The 21220-nt window shown below is 61.7% G+C and carries 21 protein-coding genes and 1 pseudogene; 11 read left to right on the top strand and 11 right to left on the bottom strand.

The features are described from left to right. Positions 1-51: 51 nt before the first annotated feature. The 3 genes from ACOXXX_RS10105 to ACOXXX_RS10095 form a co-directional block, all read right to left on the bottom strand. Positions 52-480: a DUF4345 domain-containing protein gene (locus ACOXXX_RS10105; RefSeq protein WP_422826454.1), complete on the bottom strand. Its 429-nt coding sequence runs from the start codon at positions 478-480 to the stop codon at positions 52-54. A gap of 25 nt (positions 481-505) precedes the next feature. Then, a complete protein-coding gene (locus ACOXXX_RS10100) occupies positions 506-1333 on the bottom strand; it encodes an NAD(P)H-binding protein (protein ID WP_422826453.1) in 828 nt (275 codons plus the stop codon). Positions 1334-1441: 108 nt separating this feature from the next. Next, positions 1442-2446 carry an AraC family transcriptional regulator gene (locus ACOXXX_RS10095; protein ID WP_422826452.1) on the bottom strand — a complete coding sequence of 335 codons (1005 nt, stop codon included), beginning with the start codon at positions 2444-2446 and terminating at the stop codon, positions 1442-1444. A gap of 378 nt (positions 2447-2824) precedes the next feature. Between ACOXXX_RS10095 and ACOXXX_RS10090 the strand changes: the two genes are divergently transcribed. Beyond that, complete coding sequence (locus ACOXXX_RS10090; protein WP_422826677.1) at positions 2825-3082, top strand: hypothetical protein; 258 nt, start codon at positions 2825-2827, stop codon at positions 3080-3082. On the opposite strand, the pseudogene ACOXXX_RS10085 reads toward ACOXXX_RS10090, so the two are convergent. Then, positions 3004-3251 (bottom strand): annotated as a pseudogene (locus tag ACOXXX_RS10085) (IS3 family transposase); the annotation flags it as partial. The gene ACOXXX_RS10090 and the pseudogene ACOXXX_RS10085 overlap by 79 nt on opposite strands. Before the next feature lie 85 nt (positions 3252-3336). Here ACOXXX_RS10085 and ACOXXX_RS10080 point away from each other — a divergent pair. Beyond that, a complete protein-coding gene (locus tag ACOXXX_RS10080) occupies positions 3337-3801 on the top strand; it encodes a cell wall hydrolase (RefSeq protein ID WP_422826666.1) in 465 nt (154 codons plus the stop codon). A 446-nt stretch (positions 3802-4247) separates the two neighbouring features. Here ACOXXX_RS10080 and ACOXXX_RS10075 read toward each other — a convergent pair whose 3' ends face one another. Further along, positions 4248-6746, bottom strand: coding sequence for a calcium-binding protein (locus ACOXXX_RS10075; protein WP_422826451.1), 2499 nt, complete (start codon positions 6744-6746; stop codon positions 4248-4250). Positions 6747-6875: 129 nt separating this feature from the next. Between ACOXXX_RS10075 and ACOXXX_RS10070 the strand changes: the two genes are divergently transcribed. After that, positions 6876-7034 (top strand): hypothetical protein, encoded by a 159-nt coding sequence (locus ACOXXX_RS10070; protein WP_422826450.1) that lies wholly within the window; start codon positions 6876-6878, stop codon positions 7032-7034. Between the two features lie 248 nt (positions 7035-7282). Here the strand turns inward: ACOXXX_RS10070 and cydB are convergent, their stop codons facing one another. Genes cydB through ACOXXX_RS10055 form a run of 3 tightly spaced genes read right to left on the bottom strand, consistent with a single transcriptional unit; the run spans position 7283 to position 10361 of the window. Next, positions 7283-8287, bottom strand: coding sequence for a cytochrome d ubiquinol oxidase subunit II (cydB, locus tag ACOXXX_RS10065; RefSeq protein ID WP_422826449.1), 1005 nt, complete (start codon positions 8285-8287; stop codon positions 7283-7285). Positions 8288-8297: 10 nt separating this feature from the next. Next, complete coding sequence (locus ACOXXX_RS10060) at positions 8298-9710, bottom strand: cytochrome ubiquinol oxidase subunit I (RefSeq protein WP_422826448.1); 1413 nt, start codon at positions 9708-9710, stop codon at positions 8298-8300. 18 nt (positions 9711-9728) lie between these two features. Then, positions 9729-10361, bottom strand: coding sequence for a peroxiredoxin (locus ACOXXX_RS10055; RefSeq protein WP_422826447.1), 633 nt, complete (start codon positions 10359-10361; stop codon positions 9729-9731). Between the two features lie 94 nt (positions 10362-10455). Here ACOXXX_RS10055 and ACOXXX_RS10050 point away from each other — a divergent pair, with 94 nt between their 5' ends. From ACOXXX_RS10050 to ACOXXX_RS10015, 8 genes are all read left to right on the top strand, one after another. Next, positions 10456-10956 carry an RrF2 family transcriptional regulator gene (locus tag ACOXXX_RS10050; protein WP_422826446.1) on the top strand — a complete coding sequence of 167 codons (501 nt, stop codon included), beginning with the start codon at positions 10456-10458 and terminating at the stop codon, positions 10954-10956. Further along, entirely contained in the window at positions 10953-11618 is a 666-nt protein-coding gene (locus ACOXXX_RS10045; protein ID WP_422826445.1) for a Crp/Fnr family transcriptional regulator, read from the top strand. Before ACOXXX_RS10050 ends, ACOXXX_RS10045 begins: the two co-directional genes overlap by 4 nt. A 93-nt stretch (positions 11619-11711) precedes the next feature. Then, positions 11712-11927 carry a YgaP family membrane protein gene (locus ACOXXX_RS10040; RefSeq protein ID WP_422826444.1) on the top strand — a complete coding sequence of 72 codons (216 nt, stop codon included), beginning with the start codon at positions 11712-11714 and terminating at the stop codon, positions 11925-11927. Between the two features lies 1 nt (position 11928). Beyond that, on the top strand, positions 11929-12360 hold the full coding sequence (locus ACOXXX_RS10035; RefSeq protein WP_422826443.1) for a YeeE/YedE family protein: 432 nt from the start codon (positions 11929-11931) through the stop codon (positions 12358-12360). Positions 12361-12364: 4 nt separating this feature from the next. Then, complete coding sequence (locus tag ACOXXX_RS10030; protein ID WP_422826442.1) at positions 12365-12793, top strand: DUF6691 family protein; 429 nt, start codon at positions 12365-12367, stop codon at positions 12791-12793. A gap of 59 nt (positions 12794-12852) precedes the next feature. After that, complete coding sequence (locus ACOXXX_RS10025; RefSeq protein WP_422826441.1) at positions 12853-13737, top strand: MBL fold metallo-hydrolase; 885 nt, start codon at positions 12853-12855, stop codon at positions 13735-13737. A gap of 21 nt (positions 13738-13758) precedes the next feature. Continuing rightward, positions 13759-15438 carry a TIGR01244 family sulfur transferase gene (locus ACOXXX_RS10020; protein ID WP_422826440.1) on the top strand — a complete coding sequence of 560 codons (1680 nt, stop codon included), beginning with the start codon at positions 13759-13761 and terminating at the stop codon, positions 15436-15438. A gap of 132 nt (positions 15439-15570) precedes the next feature. Continuing rightward, a complete protein-coding gene (locus tag ACOXXX_RS10015; protein WP_422826439.1) occupies positions 15571-17304 on the top strand; it encodes a SulP family inorganic anion transporter in 1734 nt (577 codons plus the stop codon). A 131-nt stretch (positions 17305-17435) separates the two neighbouring features. Here ACOXXX_RS10015 and ACOXXX_RS10010 read toward each other — a convergent pair whose 3' ends face one another. The 3 genes from ACOXXX_RS10010 to ACOXXX_RS10000 form a co-directional block, all read right to left on the bottom strand. After that, a complete protein-coding gene (locus tag ACOXXX_RS10010) occupies positions 17436-18287 on the bottom strand; it encodes a HEAT repeat domain-containing protein (RefSeq protein ID WP_422826438.1) in 852 nt (283 codons plus the stop codon). Then, positions 18284-19771, bottom strand: coding sequence for a M28 family peptidase (locus tag ACOXXX_RS10005; protein WP_422826437.1), 1488 nt, complete (start codon positions 19769-19771; stop codon positions 18284-18286). The genes ACOXXX_RS10010 and ACOXXX_RS10005 overlap by 4 nt, the downstream gene beginning before the upstream one ends. Before the next feature lie 1239 nt (positions 19772-21010). Next, positions 21011-21220, bottom strand: a 210-nt coding sequence (locus ACOXXX_RS10000; RefSeq protein WP_422826436.1) for an integrase core domain-containing protein, incomplete at its 5' end; no start/stop codon positions are given.

Raw genomic sequence — 21220 nt, 5'->3', positions numbered from 1 at the left:
CTCCAATGGTTTGGGAGGCGGCGCGACCGCAGGGGCCGCGCCGGTTATCGGTCATTGCGCGGGATGCGCGTCGGGAACCGAGGCGCTTGATCCCCACAGGCGGTGGCGGAACGCAGCCAGAAGAAGGGCCGCGACCGCGACCTCGAAGCCGAGGGCTGCGATCACGCTGCCCGATGGCAGGCCGTCCAGCGCCAGCCCGACCAGTCGTCCCGCCGGGAAGGCGACGAAGACCGTGAGCGCCACGACGGCCGAGACGGGCAGCAGCGTGCGCCGCCAGAGGCCAAGCAGCATCAGGAGCCCAAAGGCGGCGAGGCCCGCCCCGGGCGCGCGCAGTTCGCTGAGCAGGGAGGCATCCGGTCCGAGCGCGATGCCGTAGCCCGCGTAGAACGCCTGCGGGGCCGTGGTGATGAAGCCGCCGATGGTGAGCGCGGTCAGCCCGGATATGGCGAGCGCGATTTTTTCGAGGACTGTCGGGGTCATGTCGAAATCCTTTCTCGTGTGGTGATCAGGCGGCGCTGGTCCAGGCGCCACTGTGAGCCGCGGCTTGCGCGAATTCGGCAAAGTCGCGGGGGGCACGTCCAAGCGCGCGCATCACGCCGTCGGTCGTGTGGGCGTTGCGACCATCGAGCGTTTCGCGCGCGATGCCGGTGAAGACATCAGCGACGAAATCACCGCCTGCCTGGGCAACATTCGCGTGGAACGCCTCGAAGCTGATCGGTACGTGCCGGATCTCGCGGCCCGTGGCCTGCGACAGCGCGGCGGCCATCTCGGCAAAGGTCATCAGCCGCGGGCCTGTGACCTCGTAAAGCTTGCCCTTGTGGCCGTCCTCGGTCAGCGCGGCGACCGCGACGTCGGCGATATCGTCGATGTCGATGATCGGCTCTGCGATAGCGCCGCCCGGCATCGGCAGAACACCTGCAAGGATCGGATCGCGCAGGTAGCCTTCGGAAAAGTTCTGCGCGAACCACGCTGCGCGGACGATGGTGAAATCGATGCCCGAGGCGCGGACCACGTCCTCGCCCAGACGGGCATGATGCTCGCCCCGGCCTGAGAGCAGGACAAGGTGGGCCACCCCGACATCCCGGGCCGTCTCGCAGAGCGATTCTAGCTTATCCACCGCGCCGGGAAAGGCGAGGTCGGGGAAATAGGTGACATAGGCGGCGCGCACGCCGGTCAGCGCCGGTGCCCAGGTGTCGGGGGCGTCCCAGTCGAACGGGATGGCGGCGTTGCGCGCGCCGCGGCGGACGGCCACTCCACGCGCCTCAAGGCGGGTTGCAACGCGGCGGCCGGTCTTGCCGGTGGCGCCGATGACGAGGATGGGTTGGTCTTGCATGGGGTCTCTCCCTGGCTGTCGGTTTCGGTATCCAAGGGAATAGCCTGAGGGGGGGCGCCCGATCTTGACCGCGCTCGCCAGGGTTTTGACCGTCGTTGCCAACCGGCCTCAGAGATCCGTGCGTGCCTTGCGGTAGCTCGCCGGGGTGGTGCCCATCCAGCGTTTGAAGGCACGGGTAAAGGCGCTCTGCTCGGAAAACCCGGTGAGAAAGGCAATCTCGGCCAGGGAATGCCGGTCGTCGCGCAGCAGGCCTTCGGCAAGGTCCCGGCGCGTTTCCTCGGTCAGGGCGTGGTAGCTCATCCCGTGTTCCGACAGCCGCCGGTGGAAGGACCGCGCGCTGAAGCCAAGGCTGCGCGCGATCTCGGCCATCTTGGGCGTCCCCTCGCTCAGCGCCTGCGCGATGGCATCCCTGGCCTGGGTCACGACCTCTGGGGTGTCCGAGATCCGCGACAGCTCTGCATCGAGATGCGAGAGGAGGTAGCGCGAAATCCCCTCGTCACCGAGGATGTTGGGCCGGGCCAGCGTCTCGTTCGCGTAGAGGACCGCGTCGAGATCCGCGCCGAAGCGGACCGGGCAGCCGAACCAGTCCTCGTGCGCGGCGACGGATCGGGGCGCGTCATGCCGCACCAAAACCATCTTGGGCGACACGGGCTGCGCGCTGACCTGCCGCGCGATCGACACCGCACTGGCCAGGGTCGCCTCGTTGGACAGCCGCATGCCCAGGCGGCGCTCCCCCGCGCGGTGCAGGATGAAAAGCGTACCGCCCGCGACCGCCCGCAATTCGTACTCGACAACGCTGGTCCAGAGCCGGGCATATCGCTCGATCCTCGCGTAGGACGCGCCAAGCGTCGTCGCCGCCTTGAACGCCAACCCGAGCGCGCCGTATTCGTCCAGCCGCATCGACGCGCCGGTGCGCACGGGCAGATCGGTCACATCAATCTGCGCGGCCATGCGTTCGAGCATGTCGTAGTACCGCGCGGCCGGGATCATCTGGCCGGTGTCCCAATCGCTTGCCGGATCGAGCCCGACAGACGACAGCATCTCCTCCGCGTCGATGCCATCACCAGCCGCAGCCACCATCTTGCGAGCGAAGAGCGAGGTCACGTATCCCATGCACTTAGGCCATCCGAACTGCCCATTACCGCTTCGTCACTTCCAGGATAAACACGTCCTCGTGCTCCCCTTTCTCAGGGCGACTGAAAGCGGGAAACAAAATTCCTTTCTGGCCGGTTGCATATGGTTGCATGCAAATGAGACACCTAAACCGAAATTCCGCAAGTTTTCTGCCATCCGATGTCAAGATCGCCCGAACTCGGCCATCGGGCAAGTGTGCACCTCCGCGCGCGGTGTCGGTCGCCGCGCGAATGCCTGAAGTGCGAATACATCGTACCGCACATCCGTACACTGTTGGTCGGTTCGACTCGATCCGCCGCGGGTTTTGACTCGCTGAAGCGGGTCAGGTTTTATGGTTTGAACTGATGCGGAGGATTGATGCGACCCAGCTCCTTCGCACGCTTCGTTCAGGTGATCGCCGCGCGGTTCGACGCCTTTGGGGCGGGCACTCTTGCCGTCCTAGCAATGGCTTTGGGAACAACGGCGACCACCCTGACCGTTGCTGTGGGAGGGCGTCTGGCGCGGCTATTGATCGGTATTGGCCAGTCTTCCAACCCGGAGTTCAGTCCCGGCATCTGGTGGATCGGATCGAGGATGAATCGATCGGGTTCTGAAGTCCGGATTTGGCAGATGTAGTCGTATGGCGTGAGGCCGCTGAGCGTCTTTAGACGGCGCGCGTAGTTGTAGGCATCAAGGAAGTCGCCGAGGTGTCCACGAAGCTCGTCGTGGCTGCCGTAGTGGTATCGCTTGACGTTGGCTTCCTTGGACGGTTTCTTCTATGAAACGGTGCATCTGTCCAGCCGTGCCAAGCGGCACCTGAAAGACGTGGCGGAGTGGTAGAGACTTTGCGTAGACTGAACTTTGCCATCCTCTTGGCGACTCTCGGGACCTTGGCCGCCTGTGGCGGGCGGGAAAGCGCCTCGCTGGATGCGAGAGAGCACGATTGCATGGCGCGGGCGATGTATTTCGAGTCGAACCGGTCGAGCCGCGACGGCATGATCGCCGTGGGCACGGTTGTCATGAACCGGGTGGATTCGCCGGACTTTCCCGGAACGGTCTGCGGCGTGGTGGGGCAAAAGCGTCAGTTCGCGCCCGGGGTTATGTCACGCAAGATGCAGGGGCGTTCCGTTGCGCTGGTCCGCGAAGCCGCGGCCGCGGTCCTGCGCGGAGAGCGGCACCCGCGGATTGTCCGCGCTCGGTTCTTTCACGCGGCCGGATATCGCGCGTCGTACAACAACATGCACTACGTCCTCACGACAGGTGGCAACGCGTTCTACGAAAAGCGTAGACCCGAATTCGTCACGCAACCGGTGCCCCTCGAACCTCTTGAGGGGATCACTGGTCGGTCGCTGTGAGCAGAATGAGGAGCCTCGGGGAGACCGGGGCACGACTGCCGTCAGGGCTTGGCGATTCTTGTGCATCAAAGCAGTTCCTACATGTTTTCGCGCCCGCGTCAGAAAGGTCCGCGAGTGGCAGCAGTCGCTTCCGGTGACGGGCAGCGCGATCAGAAAGCACGCTCCACACTGTCGTATGACGTCAAGCCGAGCCGGGTGCGTATCGCAACCGGCTCGCGACCTTACCCTGATGTCCGGGCATCGGCTCTGCGAAGCCATCAAGATTGATGAAGATAATCCCACTCAAGACTCGCCGTTACTCGTCGCGCGGCGTTCCGTAAGATTTTAGCGATCAGGACTGCACACCCGCCATCTGCGCGCCTTTCAACCAGACAAGATCGGACAGGTTCACCGCTGATTTTTCAGCGGTGAACCACGCAGCCCAGCGGAAGACGATAGGGCCGATCCTAGGAGAACAGGAAGTCCGCTTCGGTCAGATCCGACGCGCTGACACCGACCACAATCACCGTATGATCGCCGTAGGAGAAGGTCGCAGCTTCCTGCCCCTCATAGGTCGTGTCCGTGATGTCGAGCCTTCCTAGCGGATCAGGCGGGTTCCGCAGACCGGTGACACGCATCACATCGATACCATCCTCGAAATCCTCGATCACCGTCGTGCCGCCGCCGAACAGGGCGTTGAAGATGAAGGTATCGGCCCCCTCACCGCCGCTGACCGTATCTTCGCCAAGGCCGGAGTTGATCGTGTCATCACCCGCGTCGCCATGGATTTCATCATTGCCATTCCCGCCCGTCAGCAGATCGTTGCCGTCACCGCCGAACATCGTGTCATTGGCAAAGCTGGCACCGGACCGGTCGTCGCCGTCGCCCAGATCGATCAGGTCGCGGCCGTAGCCACCATTGAACGTGTCATCGCCCGCACCGCCCATCACGGTATCGTTCCCGGGGCCGGCACCGCCACCGTCGTTGCCGTCGCCGCCATCCATGTAGTCGTCGCCGTCCCCGCCGCCAAGGCGGTCATTGCCGTCGCCACCGTACGAGGTGTCATTGCCAGCGCCGGCCGGAAGACGGTCATTGCCATCCCCGCCTTCGAGCAGATCATCGCCATCGCCGCCCTTGATCCCGTCGTCACCAGAGTTTCCGAACAGCCTGTCGTTGCCATCGCTGCCAGTCAGCCTGTCATCGCCATCCTCGCCCTGGAACGTGATGCCGCCGCTGGTGCCCGCCGCCGTCATGACGTCATCCAGCTGAGACCCGCGGAACCCTTCGATGCCCGTGAAGGTGTCGGTGTTGCCCTGCGTGTCGATGGCCGTCCCTGCGGCCACATCAACCGACACGGCACCGCCGGGGCCGTCGTAGTTATTGGCCTCGAAGTTATAGGCGATCTCGTCAAAGCCGTCGCCGCCCTGAAACGTATCGGCGCCGTCCATTCCCACGAACCCCTGGAAACGATCCTCGTCCGCCCCGATGAACAGGTCGCCGTCGCTTGATCCGACGAAATAATTGGCGAAGGTAAAGCTGTCGTTGACCAGTCCCGGCGTGCCGCTGACCACCGTGCCCGTGCCATCGGCCCCGATCATGAAGGTCAGACCCCCGACCCCCGCAAGGTCGTCATAGATCAGGTCGATACCATCGCCTTGGGACCATAGACCGGCATGACCAATCACCGTGTCGGATCCCAATCCAGGATTGACGACATCGCCGAACTCCTGACTTGCGGCGCTGCCGCCTGACGCATCCAAAAGATCGTCGCCATCTCGACCGCGCAAGAAATCGCGCCCGCCGCCACCGACAAGCGTGTCATCTCCGGCATCGCTTTGCAGCCGGTTGTCATTGTCGTCGCCGGTGATGATCACGTTCCAGTCGCCATAGAATTCGACGTTCTCGAGCTCCGACAGGCTGTCCCGCCCGACGGTGCTGCCAACACGCCCCTGAATGCCGGTGACCAGGTTGATCTCGGCGGTATTGAAAGGAAGTCCGATCACGTCGGTCACAAGGGTGTCGGTTCCCGACCCGCCGATATAGGTGTCTTCGCCGCCTTGGGTGACCAGGCGGTCATCGCCTGGGCCCCCGTCGACATGGTCGTTGCCCGGGCCGTCGCGCAGCCTGTCGTCACCGTCGCCGCCGATGATGCTGTCGTTGCCGTCATCACCCCGAAGTCTGTCGTTGCCATCGCCACCGATAAGTGTGTCGTTGCCGTCTTCGCCCCGGAACTCGATATCCGCGGTGGTGCCGGCGGCGGTCATCGTATCCCCGAATGGCGAGCCGACGATTTCTTCGATGCCGCTGAATTCGTCGGTATTCCCTTGCGTGTCGATCACCGTGCCTGCGGCGACATCGACCATGATCGGGCTGCCGACGCCGCCGAAATAATCGGCCTCGAAGGCATAGGTGAGCTGATCATAACCGCCGCCCCCCATGACGGTATCGGCCCCGCCCAAGGGCGCGAATCCTTCAAAGCGGTCGTCGTCCGATCCGGTGATCAGATCGTCATCCTGCGACCCCTCGAAAAAATTGACGAACGTGAACGTATCGTCGACGAGCCCCGGCGTGCCGCTGACGGCTGTTCCCGTCCCGTTGGTGCCAACTGTGATGGTCAGGCCACCGATACCGGTCAGATCGCCATAGCTCAGGGCGACTCCGCCCCCCATGGCCCAAAGAGCGGCATGCCCGTCGATGGTGTTCTGACCAAGCCCGGGCCGGACATAATCTCCAAAGCCCTGGCTTTCGGCACTGCCGCCCGAGGCGTCGAGGCTGTCGTTACCGTCGGCGCCGACCAGTCTGTCACGGCCATCACCACCGTCCAGCGTGTCATTGCCATCCTCGCCATAAAGGCTGTCATTTCCGAGCCCGCCGGTAACCGAGTCGTTTCCCGCTCCTGCAAAAATTTCGTCATCCCCTGCGGTGCCCGGCAGGTCTTCACCCAGTGGTGTTCCAAAAATCGGCATAGTTCCCCCTGAAATGTCGTGTCCTCAGTTAATGCCGATCCCGACTTGGAAGCTGTAATTTCAGGCTTCCCTGCAACAGTAACGAAGCGAAACACCTTAAACGCGCCTCATCTCGTTTTGTCCGAATCCGTGATCGACCAGCAGATTTTACCCAAAGATGAGTTCATTTCAAAAATGGCTGTCTCTGCTGCAAGCGCGCTGGTGCCAAATCCAGGCGGGCGTTCCCCTCACATCGGCCCGGGCCGTATTGACAAGAAGGGGTCACAGTCGCCTTTAAACGCGATCTGAACCTGTCACGCGTCTTTGTCGGCCCGAGTGCTCGTTCAGGCCACTGTCCACCTGAAGACGACCAGGCTTTTCCAGCCAATTGGCGGGTGCCGTCGACGCGCGTTGTAAAAGCCATCGATGATTTCGAAGCACCGCGAGGGGTTACAGAAGGATCGCTCGTATCGCCATGGCAACCAGTCCAAGCAGAAGAACGCTTGCAAGCCAAAGGCCGATGAACCAAAGCCATTTCGAAAGCTGCGCGCGCCCCATCAGTGATACCCTTCCGATGGGTCCATCTTCCCCCTGAACACCCAGTAGGCGTAGGCGGTGTAGGCAAGGATGATCGGCACGAGGATCACCGCCCCGACAAGGGCGAAGGCGAGGCTCGAGTCCGGTGCCGCCGCCTGCCAGATCGTCACCGAAGGTGGGACCATCATGGGATAGAAGCTGATGCCGAGCCCGATGAAGCTGACAACGAAGAACCCCAGTGCCGACAGGAACGGCCGAAGATCTTTTCCGTCGTTCAGCCCGGTAAAGAAGCTCCATGCGAGGCCCAGCATGAGGATCGGCACGATCATTGCGAAAAGGCTGCCCGGCAGGTTGAACCAGCGCTGGAAATACTCCGGCTCCTGGAACGGGGTCAGGATGCTCACGATGCCGATGAGGCCAAGTGTCGCCGCGCCAAGCCACCAGGCATAGCGTTGCATCTGGTTCTGAAGCTTATTCTCCGTTTTCAGCACAAGCCATGTGGCACCGAGGAGCGCATAGCCGACAACAACGGCGAAACCGGTCAGGATGGAGAACGGTGTCAGCCAGTCGAACCAGCCACCGGCATAGGCGCGACCGTCGACCTCGATTCCCTGCACCAGTGCACCAAGGGCAATGCCCTGACAGAATGCGGCAAGAAATGACCCCCCGAAGAACGCGGCATCCCAGATGCCTTTCCCTCGCACCGTGCGCCACCGGTATTCAAAGGATACGCCCCGAAACACGAGCGCCAGCAGCATCAGTGTGATGGGCATGTAGAGTGCGGGCATCACGATTGCATAGGCCAGCGGGAAGACGGCAAAAAGACCGCCGCCCCCCAGAACCAGCCAGGTTTCGTTTCCATCCCAGACCGGCGCGACCGAATTCATCATCATGTCCCGATCACGCTCGGATTTGCCGAACGGGAACAGGATGCCGATGCCAAGATCGAACCCGTCGAGGATGACGTAGACCAGAACCGCAAAGGCGATCAGCCCGGCCCAGATGAAAGCGAGATCGAGTTCCATTTTTCTGTTCCTATTCGCCGGGGATGAAGTCGGGGTCGACCTGCGGGGCGGGTGTGACGCCGGCCGTTCGGATCGGTCCGTCACGCAGGCCCAGCCTGGGCGTTGCGGGGCGTTTGTTCATCATTCGCAGCAGGTAGAAGGTTCCTGCGCCAAAGACCGCGAAATAGACGATGATGAACGCGATGAGCGAGGTCGCGACAGCCGGGGCATCGATTGGCGCCAAACTGTCGGCGGTGCGCAGAAGACCGTAGACCGTGTAGGGTTGGCGGCCGACTTCGGTCGTGATCCAGCCGGCAAGCACGGCGACAAACCCCGATGGCCCCATGGCAAGGCTGGCGCGGTGCAGCCATTTCGCCTCGAAGAGCGTGCCACGCCAGCGCGCCCAGGCCGACCAAGCGCCAAGCCCGAGCATCAGAAAGCCAAGGCCGACCATGACCCGGAAGGACCAGAAGACGATGAACACCGGCGGCTGGTCTTCATCCGGGACCGTGTCGAGCCCCTTGGTCGGATAGTCGAGCGGATGCTCGAAGATCAGATTGCCAAGGCCGGGAATGCCGACGGCATAGTCCAGCCTTTGTTGCGCGTCATTCGGGATGCCGAACAGGTAGAGCGGCGTCCAGCCTTCGGGGTGGCTTTCGTAATGGCCTTCCATGGCCATGATCTTGACCGGCTGATGCTCGAGCGTATTGAGCCCATGTTCGTGTCCAGCAAAGATCTGAATCGGCGTGACGATCACCGCCATCCACATGGCCATGGAGAACATCCGCCGCGCTTCGCGGTCGGTCCGGTTGCGGAGCAGGTGCAGCGCACCGACCGCACCGACGACCAAGGCGGTGGTCAGGTAGGCCGCCAACACCATGTGGAAGAGGCGATAGGGAAAGGACGGGTTGAAGATGATCGCCCACCAGTCTTCGGGTACGAATTGGCCATTTTCGGCGATGGAATAGCCCGCAGGCGTCTGCATCCAGCTGTTCACCGACAGGATCCAGGTCGCCGACATGAGCGTCCCGAAAGCCACCATCGCGGTTGCGAACATATGAAGCTTTTCGCCCACCCGTTCGCGACCGAAAAGCATGATGCCCAGGAACCCGGCCTCGAGGAAGAAGGCCGACAGCACCTCGTACGCCATCAGGGGCCCGACCACCGGCCCGGCCTTGTCGGAAAACACCGACCAGTTGGTGCCGAATTGGTAGGACATCACGATGCCCGACACGACGCCCATGCCGAAAGCGACGGCAAAGATCTTCTTCCAGTATTCGAAGAGCGTGAGATAGGTCTCATCCCGTGTCTTCAGCCAGAGCCCGTTCAGCACCGCCAGATAGCTCGCGAGACCGATGGAAAAGGCCGGGAAGATGATATGGAAGGAGACCGTGAACGCGAATTGCACGCGCGCCAGGATTTCCGCACTGAAACCGTTGAGCATGGGAGTTGTCCTTGCGTGTTATTCGTTGATATCGACCGTGCGCAGGTAGGGTCGGATCGTGTCAAAGCCCTGCGGGAACTTCACTCTGGCATCGGCGTCCGTGATGGACGGGGGAATGATCGCAGACATCCCGGGCCGCCAGTCGGCAGGCAGCGCCACGCCCTTTGCGTCACTGGTTTGCAGCGCGTCGATCACGCGCAGAATCTCGTCAAAATTGCGGCCCACGCTCATCGGGTATGTCATGCTCAGGCGCAGCTTCTTGTCAGGATCGATGATGAAAACCGAGCGCACGGCAGCCGTCATCGACTCGCCGGGATGGATCATCTCGTAAAGCTTGGCGATCTTGCAGTCCGGGTCGGCGACGATGGGAAAGCGCAGGGTCGTGTTCTGCGTGTCGTTCACATCATCGATCCAATTCAGGTGTTCTTCGACAGTGTCGGTGCTAAGCCCGATCGGCTTCACACCGCGGTTGGTAAACTCTGCGCTCAGCTGCGACGTGCGCCCCATCTCGGTCGTGCAGACAGGTGTGAAATCTGCCGGATGGCTGAAGAAGAAGGCCCAGTCATCCCCGATCCAGTCGTGGAAGGTGATACGTCCGGTGGTCGTGTCAGCGGAAAAGTCGGGAACGGTGTCTCCAAGAAGCAGTGGCATGGCGTTTTCCTTTCGATGCGGTTGAGCGGTACGTAGCGCTTTGTCGCTTCGGCGTTCAGTGACAAGATCACCGATCTTGCAAAAAACTTATATCATGGATAGAGCTTTCAAGGCGGAGGACCAGGTGAAACTCACGGCTTACTCGAACTATGCGCTGCGGTCGCTTCAACTTGCCGCACTCAAGGCACCCGATCGCATCAGGGTGGACGATGTAGTGCGCGTCCACGGTCTGGCACGCCCGCATATCGTCAAGATCGTTCACGAACTCGGGCGCGCAGGATATCTGGAGACGCTGCGGGGGCGCGGTGGCGGGTTCCGACTCGCGCGGTCGGCCGAGGACATCGTCATCGGCGATGTCGTGCGTCTGACAGAGGGGCCGCTCGAGCTTGTGGAGTGCTTCAATCCCGAACGAAACACCTGTCCGCTCATCGGGATCTGCAAGCTGTCGCGCGCCTTGCAGACCGCGACCAGGGCGTTCATGGCCGTGCTCGATGATCTGACGCTCGCGGATATCGCGTCCAACAGGGGCGAGTTACTGGCGCGGATCGCTCCCATTGAAGACGGTATCGTCGCGCCGATGCGGAGGACGAAATGAACCTCGGGGACTGGACCGAGAAGTTTCAGGGCACAAAGGCGCTTCCGCGAGAGGTCCGAGATCGGCTGCTCAAGGTTGCTCAGGTAAGAACCTATGAGAAGGGGTATCAGGTTTTCGGGCCGCGCAATATCCCCGACAACCTGCTGTTTCTGTTTGAAGGGACAATTCGCGTTTCGCAGACGTCGGACAACGGGCGGGATATCGTCCTCTATCGTGTCGATGCGGGCGAGAGCTGCGTTCTGACCACGGCCTGCATGCTTGCCGAGGAAGCCTACAACGCGGAAGGCGTGGCCGAGACAGACGTCACCGTCATTGTCCTTCCCAAGGTTGCGTTCGACGGTCTCGTGGCTGACGAGCCGGCCTTCAGGAGTTTCGTCTTTGCAGCGTATTCCAGACGGCTGATCGACCTTCTGCGCGTGGTCGACGATGTCGCGTTCGGCCGCATCGATGTGCGCCTCGCTGACCGGCTGCTGACGCTGGTCGGTGGCGACAAGGAGATCTCGGCGACACATGCCCAGATCGCCAGCGAGCTTGGGACCGCGCGCGAGGTGATCAGCCGTGTGCTGCATGATTTCCAGAAGCGGGGCTACATCGCGCAATCCCGGGGACGGATCGCGGTTGTGGACAAGCCTGCGCTTCGTGCTCTCGCCTCCAGCGACTGAGCGGGGCGGAAAATCGGCGTTGGGTGACATTATCACTGAAGCGCGCGCCGATAACTTCTATCTGGTGGTCAACTTAACTCTCTGGAGGCCGCCATGACGACCAATGTTGGTACCATCGACCGTGTTCTGCGCGCAGCCCTTGGCATCGTGCTCCTCTATCTGGCTTTCTTCAGCGGTTTGCCGACCTTTACCGAGCCGCTTTTCAAATATGGAGCGGCGATCGTGGGCATCGTGATGCTGGCGACCTCGACGCTGAAGCTCTGCCCGCTCTATTCGATCTTCGGCATCAAGACCTGCAAGGACTGCTGAGATGGAGACGGTGTTCACACCCTTCGCCTCGTTCAGCGGCGGCCTTCTGATCGGTCTTGGGGCCGTGCTGCTGATGCTTGGCCTTGGTCGCATCTTCGGCGCGACGGGTATCCTGTCGGGGGCCGTTTTCGTCGAGAACCGCGAAGAGATGACCTGGCGCCTTGCCCTGATCGCCGGGATGATCCTGGCCCCCGGCCTGATATTCTTTTTGACCGGTGCCATGCCGGTGCTGACGGTGCCGGTCAGCCCGATCATGATTGTCGCCGGTGGCGTGATCGTCGGTCTTGGCGCAAGTCTTGGATCGGGGTGCACATCCGGCCACGGCGTCTGCGGGCTGTCGCGCCTGTCGGTCCGGTCGCTGGTCGCGGTGCCGACCTTCATGGCGACCGCTGCCATCACCGTTTTCCTGATCCGGCACGTGTTTGGAGGCTAGGCACTTGAAACATCTTTTTGCCCTGATCACCGGCCTCGTCTTTGGCACGGGTATCGCCATTTCCGGCATGATGGACCCAGCCAAGGTTCTGAACTTCTTTGACATCGCGGGCAGCTGGGATCCCAGCCTTGCCTTCGTGATGGGCGGTGCGCTGGTCGTCACCTTCATCGGGTATCAACTGGTCTGGCGCCGCAACGCCCCGCTGTTCGGCGGTCGGTTCCAGGTGCCGACGTCCACAGTGCTCGATGGCAAGCTGATTGGCGGTTCGGCGCTGTTCGGCATCGGCTGGGGTATCGCGGGCCTTTGCCCCGGCGCCGCGATCCCGGCGCTTGGCACGGGTCGCTGGGAGGTGGCGCTGTTTCTCATCGCCGTTGTCGGCGGCTTCTTCCTGCGCCGACTTCTGGCCCCAGTCCTAACAGCAAAAGCCGTATGACGTTGCAACAGGGACGCGGCCACCCAAAGGCCCGTCCGTCGAGATCTAGGAGAAACGATATGACCGACTATCCTGTGAACATGGACATCAAACCGGACGTTCAGGCGTTCTTTGACGACGCGACGAACACGATCAGCTACATCGTGAAGGATCCCACATCGAACGCATGCGCGATTGTCGATAGCGTCATGGACATCGACTATGCCGCAGGCCGGATCACCTACGATCATGCCGACACGTTGATCCGCCAGATCGAAAGCCAGGGGCTCAAGCTCGAGTGGATCATCGAGACCCATGTTCATGCCGACCATCTGAGCGCCGCCCCCTACATCCAGCAGAAACTGGGCGGCAAGATCGGTATCGGGGCCAAGATCATGGTCGTGCAGGAAACCTTCGGGAAGGTCTTCAACGAAGGGACCGAGTTCCAGCGTGACGGATCGCAGTTCGATCGCCTGTTCGAGGATGGCGACACCTACATGGTCGGCAACATGCAGGCTTTCGCCATGTACACGCCGGGTCACACGCCGGCCTGCATGGTGCACGTGATGGGCGATGCGGCCTTTGTCGGCGATACGCTTTTCATGCCCGACGGCGGCTCCGCCCGGGCAGACTTTCCCGGCGGCGACGCAGGTGAACTTTACGACAGCATCCAGAAGGTGCTGGCGCTGCCGGACGAAATGCGCCTTTTCATGTGCCACGACTACGGGCCGAACGGGCGCGATATCCAGTGGGAAACGACAGTCGGCGACGAGAAGGCGCACAACATCCACGTCGGCGGCGGAAAGACGAAAGAAGAGTTCGTCAAGTTCCGGACCGAGCGCGACGCTCAGTTGGCAATGCCCAAGCTGATCATTCCCTCGCTTCAGGTGAACATGCGCGCGGGCGAAGTGCCGAAAGACAAGGATGGAAATCCGATGCTCAAAGTGCCCGTCAACGGGCTCTGATTTCGCGGGGAGGCGAGATTTATGGAACTGAAGAAAATCACGGAAAAGCTGACCGTCAGCCCACAGATCACGGCGGACGATATGTCGGCGATTGGTCAGTCGGGGTTCCGCGCCATCATCTGCAACCGCCCCGACGGCGAAGGCGCGGACCAGCCCAGCTTTGAAGAGATCGAGGCGGCGGCCAAGGCCGCCGGGATCGAGGCGCGCTACGTGCCGGTCCAATCCGGGATGGTCACCGACGAGGATGTCGCGGCTTTCGGAGAGGCCCTGGAGGATTTGCCGCGCCCGGTCCTGGCCTATTGCAGGACCGGCACACGTTCCGCGACGCTCTGGTCATTTCACGAGGCAAAGAAACGCCCGATGCCGGAAATCCTGGCCGCGACCAAGGCCGCCGGCTATGACATGAACGGCGTGGCACGGCGCATTGCCAACGGCGGCAAGACACCGACCGACACGGGTGATGCGAAATACGATGTGGTGATTGTGGGCGCAGGTGCGGGCGGGATCTCTGTCGCCGCGAGCCTCAAGTCGCGCAAATCCGGTCTGAGCATCGCCGTCATCGACCCGGCTGATATCCACTACTACCAACCGGGCTGGACGATGGTTGGCGGCGGCATTTTTGAGGCGAGCCAGACCGCCAAGACCATGGGCAGCCTGATCCCCGGCGGCGTGAAATGGATCAAGGCAGCCGTCGCCGCATTCGAGCCGCAGAACAATGCCGTGATCCTGGATGGTTGCCGGGTGGTGAAATACGACCGCCTTGTTGTCTGCCCCGGGCTGAAGCTGGACTGGGGCAAGGTCGAGGGGCTGGAGGAAACACTTGGCCGCAACGGCGTGACATCGAACTACCGCTATGACCTCGCCCCCTACACCTGGCAGCTTGTGCAGAAGATGAAGTCCGGTCGCGCGCTCTTCACCCAACCGCCCATGCCGATCAAATGTGCGGGCGCCCCGCAAAAGGCGTTGTATCTGTCGGGGGATGCGTGGTTCAGGCGCAATGTGCTGAAAAACATCGACATCCAGTTCATGAATGCAGGCGGGGTGCTTTTCGGGGTCAAGGATTATGTCCCGGCCTTGATGAAATATATCGACAAATACGACGCGACGCTGAACTTCTTCCACAACCTCATTTCGGTCGACGGTCCGGCAAAGACCGCGACGTTCAAGGTCGCCAAGCCGGACACCGATCCGACAGAGGTCACGGTCGAATTCGACATGATGCACGTCTGCCCACCGCAGGTGGCGCCTGACTTCATCCGTGTCTCGCCGCTGGCAGACAGTGCGGGTTGGGTCGACGTGGATCAGGCCACCCTGCGTCACAAATCCTACGACAACATCTGGTCGCTGGGGGATGTGATGAATGCCCCGAATGCCAAGACGGCCGCCGCCGCGCGCAAGCAGGCCCCGACCGTTGCCGAAAACATCGTCGCCGATATTCGCGGTCGGTCTGCCGTCGCGCAATATGACGGGTACGGATCCTGCCCGCTGACCGTCGAACGCGGCAAGATCGTGCTGGCCGAGTTCGGCTATGGCGGGGCGCTGAAACCGTCGTTCCCCACCTGGCTTGTCGACGGGACCAAACCGACCCGCGCCGCGTGGTTCCTGAAGGAAAAGATGCTTCCGCCGATTTACTGGCAGGCCATGCTGAAGGGCAAAGAATGGATGGCCAAGCCCGAGCAATTGAAAGTCGCGGCCGACTAGATCGGTTCCGCTTTTCCTGGTGGCGCCCATCCTCGTCACCTTCGAGATGGCCGACCCCTCCCTGTCTGGCCTGTACCTGGGCGGTCGGGTGCCTTGCGCACCTGACCGCCATTTCCCGAATGTGAAACGCCCATGCCCAGCCTGCGCCAGTACCTTCCCATCCTCGATTGGGGCCGCACCTATGACAGGTCCGCCCTGTCGAATGATCTTGTCGCCGCCGTGATCGTCACGATCATGCTGATCCCCCAGTCGCTGGCCTATGCGCTTCTGGCGGGTCTGCCCCCCGAGGCGGGCATCTATGCGTCGATCGCCCCGATCCTCCTTTACGCGATTTTCGGCACCAGCCGCGCCCTTGCAGTCGGTCCAGTCGCCGTGGTGTCGCTCCTGACCGCATCGGCGGTCGGTCAGGTCGCCGAACAGGGCACGGCAGGCTATGCCGTCGCCGCGCTTACCCTGGCCTTTCTGTCCGGCGGGTTCCTGATGCTGATGGGGGTATTCCGGCTTGGATTTCTTGCCAATTTCCTGAGCCACCCGGTCATCGCGGGGTTCATCACCGCCTCCGGCCTCCTCATTGCCACGAGCCAGCTGAAGCACATTCTCGGCGTTGAGGCCCATGGCCACACGCTGCCCGAAATGCTGGCATCGATTTTCACCCATCTCAATCAGGTGAACTGGATCACGGTCTTGATCGGTGTGACCGCGACCGGTTTCCTGTTCTGGGTCCGCAAGAACCTGAAACCCGCCCTGCGCAAGCTGGGCACGCCGCCTCTTCTCGCCGATATCCTGACCAAAGCCGGTCCGGTGGCTGCCGTCGTCACGACCACTGTTGCTGTGTGGCTGTTCGGACTTGCCGACAAAGGCGTCAAGATCGTTGGCGAAGTGCCCCAGAGCCTGCCGCCCCTGACGCTTCCGGGCTTCTCACCCGATCTGCTCGGCGCACTTCTGGTTCCGGCGATCCTGATTTCGATCATCGGCTTTGTCGAGTCGGTCTCTGTCGCGCAAACCCTCGCGGCGAAGAAACGTCAGCGGATCGACCCCGATCAGGAACTGATCGGGCTTGGGGCCGCGAACCTCGGTGCGGCCTTCACCGGTGGATATCCCGTCACCGGCGGATTTGCCCGCTCCGTCGTGAACTTCGATGCCGGAGCAGAGACACCCGCCGCTGGTGCGTTCACCGCCGTCGGTCTTGCGATTGCCGCCGTCGCCCTGACACCTCTGGTCTACTTCCTGCCGAATGCAACGCTGGCGGCCACGATCATTGTCGCGGTGCTCAGCCTTGTTGACCTCTCGATCCTCAAGAAGACATGGGGCTACAGCCGCGCCGATTTCACCGCCGTTGCGGCAACGATCCTCCTCACACTCGGCTTGGGCGTGGAGGTCGGTGTGGCAACCGGCGTCGCAATCTCGGTCCTGCTGCACCTTTTCAAGACCTCGCGCCCGCATGTCGCCGAGGTGGGGCTGGTACCCGAAACCCAGCATTTCCGGAACATCCATCGCCACACAGTCGAAACCGATCCGGCGCTCGTCACACTTCGCGTCGACGAGAGCCTTTATTTCGTCAACGCGCGCTTTCTCGAGGACCTGATCCAAAGGCGGGTCACGAACGGCAGCGACGTGCAGAATGTCGTCCTGATGTTTTCCGCCGTGAACGAGGTCGATTACTCAGCGCTCGAAAGCCTTGAGGCGATCAATCACCGTCTCAAGGACATGGGCGTCGGCCTGCACCTGTCCGAGGTGAAGGGACCGGTCATGGACCGGCTGAAACGGTCGCATTTCATCGACGAACTCAATGGCCGGGTTTTCCTGTCGCAATACGACGCGTGGAAAGAACTGACATTGGCACCGCGTTCAAGGATAGCCGAATAGTTGAAACGGTCATGCGTGCCAGTTTTCGCTTCTGAAAACCGGAAATCCCTAGATGCTATGACTGGTCAAGTTGGATCTCTAGATGCGTTTCGAAGGCGGCGAGGTTCATCGTCCGCATACCTCGGTTCGATCTATCGCAAGAGCCGATCTTGCAAGACTTCGGACTCGCGCGCCACATCCTGGCCGCGGGCAAGTTGGTCCATGATGGTGCGCGCGGTCGGGTCTTCCTCGCGCGCCGCGGCGTGACGCAGGATGGGCCGGCTGTTGATGTTGCCCGTCCGGATCAAACTGCGCGCCGCTTCGACCCGAACAGACGGGTCGGGATCGCGCAGGCCGTTGGTTGCGAAAATCTGGAAACTGTTCGATCCCGGAAGACCGGCCAGCGTGCTGAGCGCGGCGCGGCGCACGTTGGCGTCCGGGTCTCCGATCGCCAGCTCTTTCAGACGCCCGACAGCCTCGGGGTCGGCGTCGTAGCCAAGCTTGATGACGTCGCGCACCGCTGCCGCTTGTACACTTGGGTCTTTGGCGGGCGCGGCGGGTTGCGGTTCGGATTCATCAATCTGGGCGGAGAGTTGAGCCGCCGGGGCGGCCGGTTGTCCGTCTGCGACGATCCAGACCTTTCTAATTGAGGCAGGCCCGATGCCGGAATCGTCGTAGAAAAGGACCACAGACGCCTCTCCAAGAAGCCGCTTCAAGGCCTGTTCCACTGACAAATCTTCGAACGCTACCGGGCGGTGGAGCAGCCCGAGAGGGAAGTCGATCCTTACCCCTGCATTCGCAAGCGCGGCGATTTGCGCGACGATGTCCGAACGATCGGCCCCCTTGGGCGCGTGCAGGGTGACGGTGTGATCTTCGGTGTCGTATGACAGTGTCGCCTGAGCCACCGGTTCGGGTGTCTGTGCCCTGGTCCCTGCCGCCATGCAGACCAGCATGGCGGCAAGCACTGCCGAGGCGATCGCTTTTGGCGGTCGCGCTCGCGTCATTTCCGAAGTTTCGATCCGCGATAGAGGAGCGACTCTGCCGTGGCGACTTTGGCCTTGCTGCTGGCCTTGTCGGTGCCGTTCACCGACGAGGTCGTCTGCGAGAAAACCTGTACAGCATGTGCGACCGCGTCGCTCATCTGGTCGAGCGCCTCGAGACTGATGTTGTCGAAAGTGTCGCAGGTCAGGTGATAGCAGGGATCGTATTGCTCGCCCGCTGTCCCACCGTAGATTGCGACCTCTTCTTCGGTCTTGATGCCTTCTGCACCGGTGAACAGCCCGCCCGCCGGAATGCCCACGGCGATAAAGGGACCGTAATCCGAACGACCGTCGAAGGCGGTCGGTTCGACCGGCAGGTTCTGGCTGGCGAAATAGTTAAGGAACACGCCTTCGATGTTTCCAGAGCCGTTGGGGCCTGCGGTTCCGGTTGCGTCCCCGTCCCCGTCATAGACGAAACGCACGAAGTTCGGCGATCCGATCATGTCGAAGTTGAGGTTGAGCGCGATATCCTTGATGTCGCGCTTGCCAAGCTGTGAGACGTAGTATTCCGCGCCAAGCAGGCCGGCCTCTTCGGCGCCCCACCAGGCAAAGCGTAGCTTGTTGACCGGCTCGATCTCCAGTTCCGCCATCTGCAGTGCGACCTCAAGAATCGCCGCCGATCCAGATCCGTTGTCCTGAATGCCGGGGCCTTCGTCGACGGAATCCAGGTGTGCGCCGACAACCACCACGCGGTCGTCCCGACCCTGTTCGCTTTCCGCGATGACGTTGGCGGAGAGCCGGTTCTCCGACACCGCGTCGACGAACATGCGCACCTCGACCGGAATGGGATCGTCATTCTCATCTAGGGTGACGGTGGCCAATTCCACACCGACCGCGTAGGACGCGGCAACGATGGGAATGTCGAAATCCGGGCTACCCAGCGTTCCGAGGAAGGCATCGGTACGGCCGTCCTGCCCTTCGTTGAAGATGACCACGCCGATGGCGCCGGCATTGGCGGCATTCTCTGCTTTCTGGGCAAAGGAACAGGTCCCCCGCTGGATGATCGCGATGTTCCCGACCTGGAAATCGTCGAAGTCCGAAGCCTCGCACCCGCTGGTCGACGTGTTGGCCGTTGCTGCCGCCGGAATAATCAGGTCGACACCCTGCGCCGTCCCGGTGACGTCGCCAGAGCCTGAATAGGTCATTGTCACAAAACCGGTGACATCAAAATAGGGATAGACCGTCGGAGCAGGGCTGAGTTGCTCTAGAACAGCGGCAGTCAATTCCTCGAAAAAGGGGTACTCGAAGGGTTGTATGGCCACAGTGTAGCCTGCCGCGCTCATTTGCTGCGCGACGTAATTGACCGAGGCAAAATATCCCGGGCTCGACGCTTCGCGGGTGCCGCCATTGGCGTCCGCAAAAGCCTGAAAGGCCGCCTGGTGTTGGCGGACGCCCTGGACTGTGACCGCCTCGCGCAGTTCTGTCGTGTCAGCACCCACGGCCGTCATCGCCGGTCCGCTCAGGACGGTTGAGAGTGCCAGAGCAGACGTTCCTAGCAGACATAATCTCAAATACATTGTTGTTCTCCCTGACTTTATTATTTCGATTGTTGTTGGAGTCGGTGATTCATCTTATGCGAAACTCACAGTTCTGTGAACCGATAATAGTGTGACCGGTGCAGTCCAAAGTCAGAATGCTGTCGCCGTAGATCGTCGAAATTGCCGCCGCCGCGAAAGCCTAGCAAACCGAACCGGCACCGTTAGCTGTTCGGGACCCGTTCAGAGAAGCCAGTTCCCGACCCGATGCGTCATCGACAAAATACAAGTCGGTACGCAACCGGCGCGTCCATCTTCCAGTCGTTCGGGCTGCTTGAAAACCACTGTCGGCTTCGTCCTCGGGGCAAGCGTCCACCAGCCCCTATCGCTCTCAAGAGCAGCGAACTACGGCTTGGCTGGAAATCAACTCCGGCGGTAGAGCGGTCTTTAAGAGCTTGTCAGTCCCCCGAGACGTCCCCGACAGCCGCTTTCGGGATGCTGCACTGTGTCGGCGTCAGGTCGCTCGGCGGTGCGGAAAGGGCCGGAAGATACGCCGGCCCGATGTGAGGAGGCGTGACATCTGCTGCACCGCCGCACGTCCGCTTCGAACCTCAGGTTCCGCACACCCCGACAAGTCATTCTGGCAGTTTTCAGCACGCTTTTCCTGCCGATCTCTGGACTCAAGGCCCACTGGTCTGCGAACATGAACACCATGCGGCCCGAAAATGATCGACGCGCCATAGTCTGGGATAGACCTGCTCTATTCGCTGAACTGTGCCATCCGGCTCACTCCCGCATCGGACGCCAAATCTCCCGCTTCTTCAGATCGTCAAGCCACGGAGCCCAACCATGTCCAGAAACACCGACGTGCAGGTAGACCTGATCAGCCCGGCTGGCGCGCTTCCCCTGCAGATACGATCCTCCACCGGTCGCACCGGCTTAATGATAAGCGGCGTCCAGGGTAGCTTGGTTCTCTTGGTTGCGTCGTTGATATGGTTGGAGGTGATCCCCGTCGGCGGTGTCGTCGTATCCATCGCCGTCGCCTTGGTCGGAGTGTTCCTGCTGATCCGCGGCGTGCGCAAGAGAGGCGGCTGGCGGGAATTCCTTGTGGATGCGCAGACCGTCTCACAGACCGGTGGCCCCGGCGGCCCCTGGAGCGAACCGCTCAGCGCCTTGGACCTGTCACGCTTTCGTGCCGCTCCGATTGCTCACTTATGCAGCCTTTGCTTTGAAGGCCAAAGGGCTTTTCCAGCCGAGTGCTGAATGCCTCCGTCGCGGATTGTAGAAGCCATTGATGTATTCAAAGATGGAGATCTCGGCGTCGCGACGTGTGCGCCAGGAGCGTTGCCACAGCAACTCAGCCTTGATCGTTTTGAAGAAGGTTTCCACCGCTGCGTTGTCGTAGCAATTTCCAGTGCCACT

This window comes from Thalassococcus sp. BH17M4-6, from assembly GCF_049323015.1.
GTDB lineage: Bacteria > Pseudomonadota > Alphaproteobacteria > Rhodobacterales > Rhodobacteraceae > Puniceibacterium.
The sequence above is the reverse complement of the archived record's forward strand: the minus strand, read 5'-3'. Positions and strand labels throughout refer to the sequence as shown.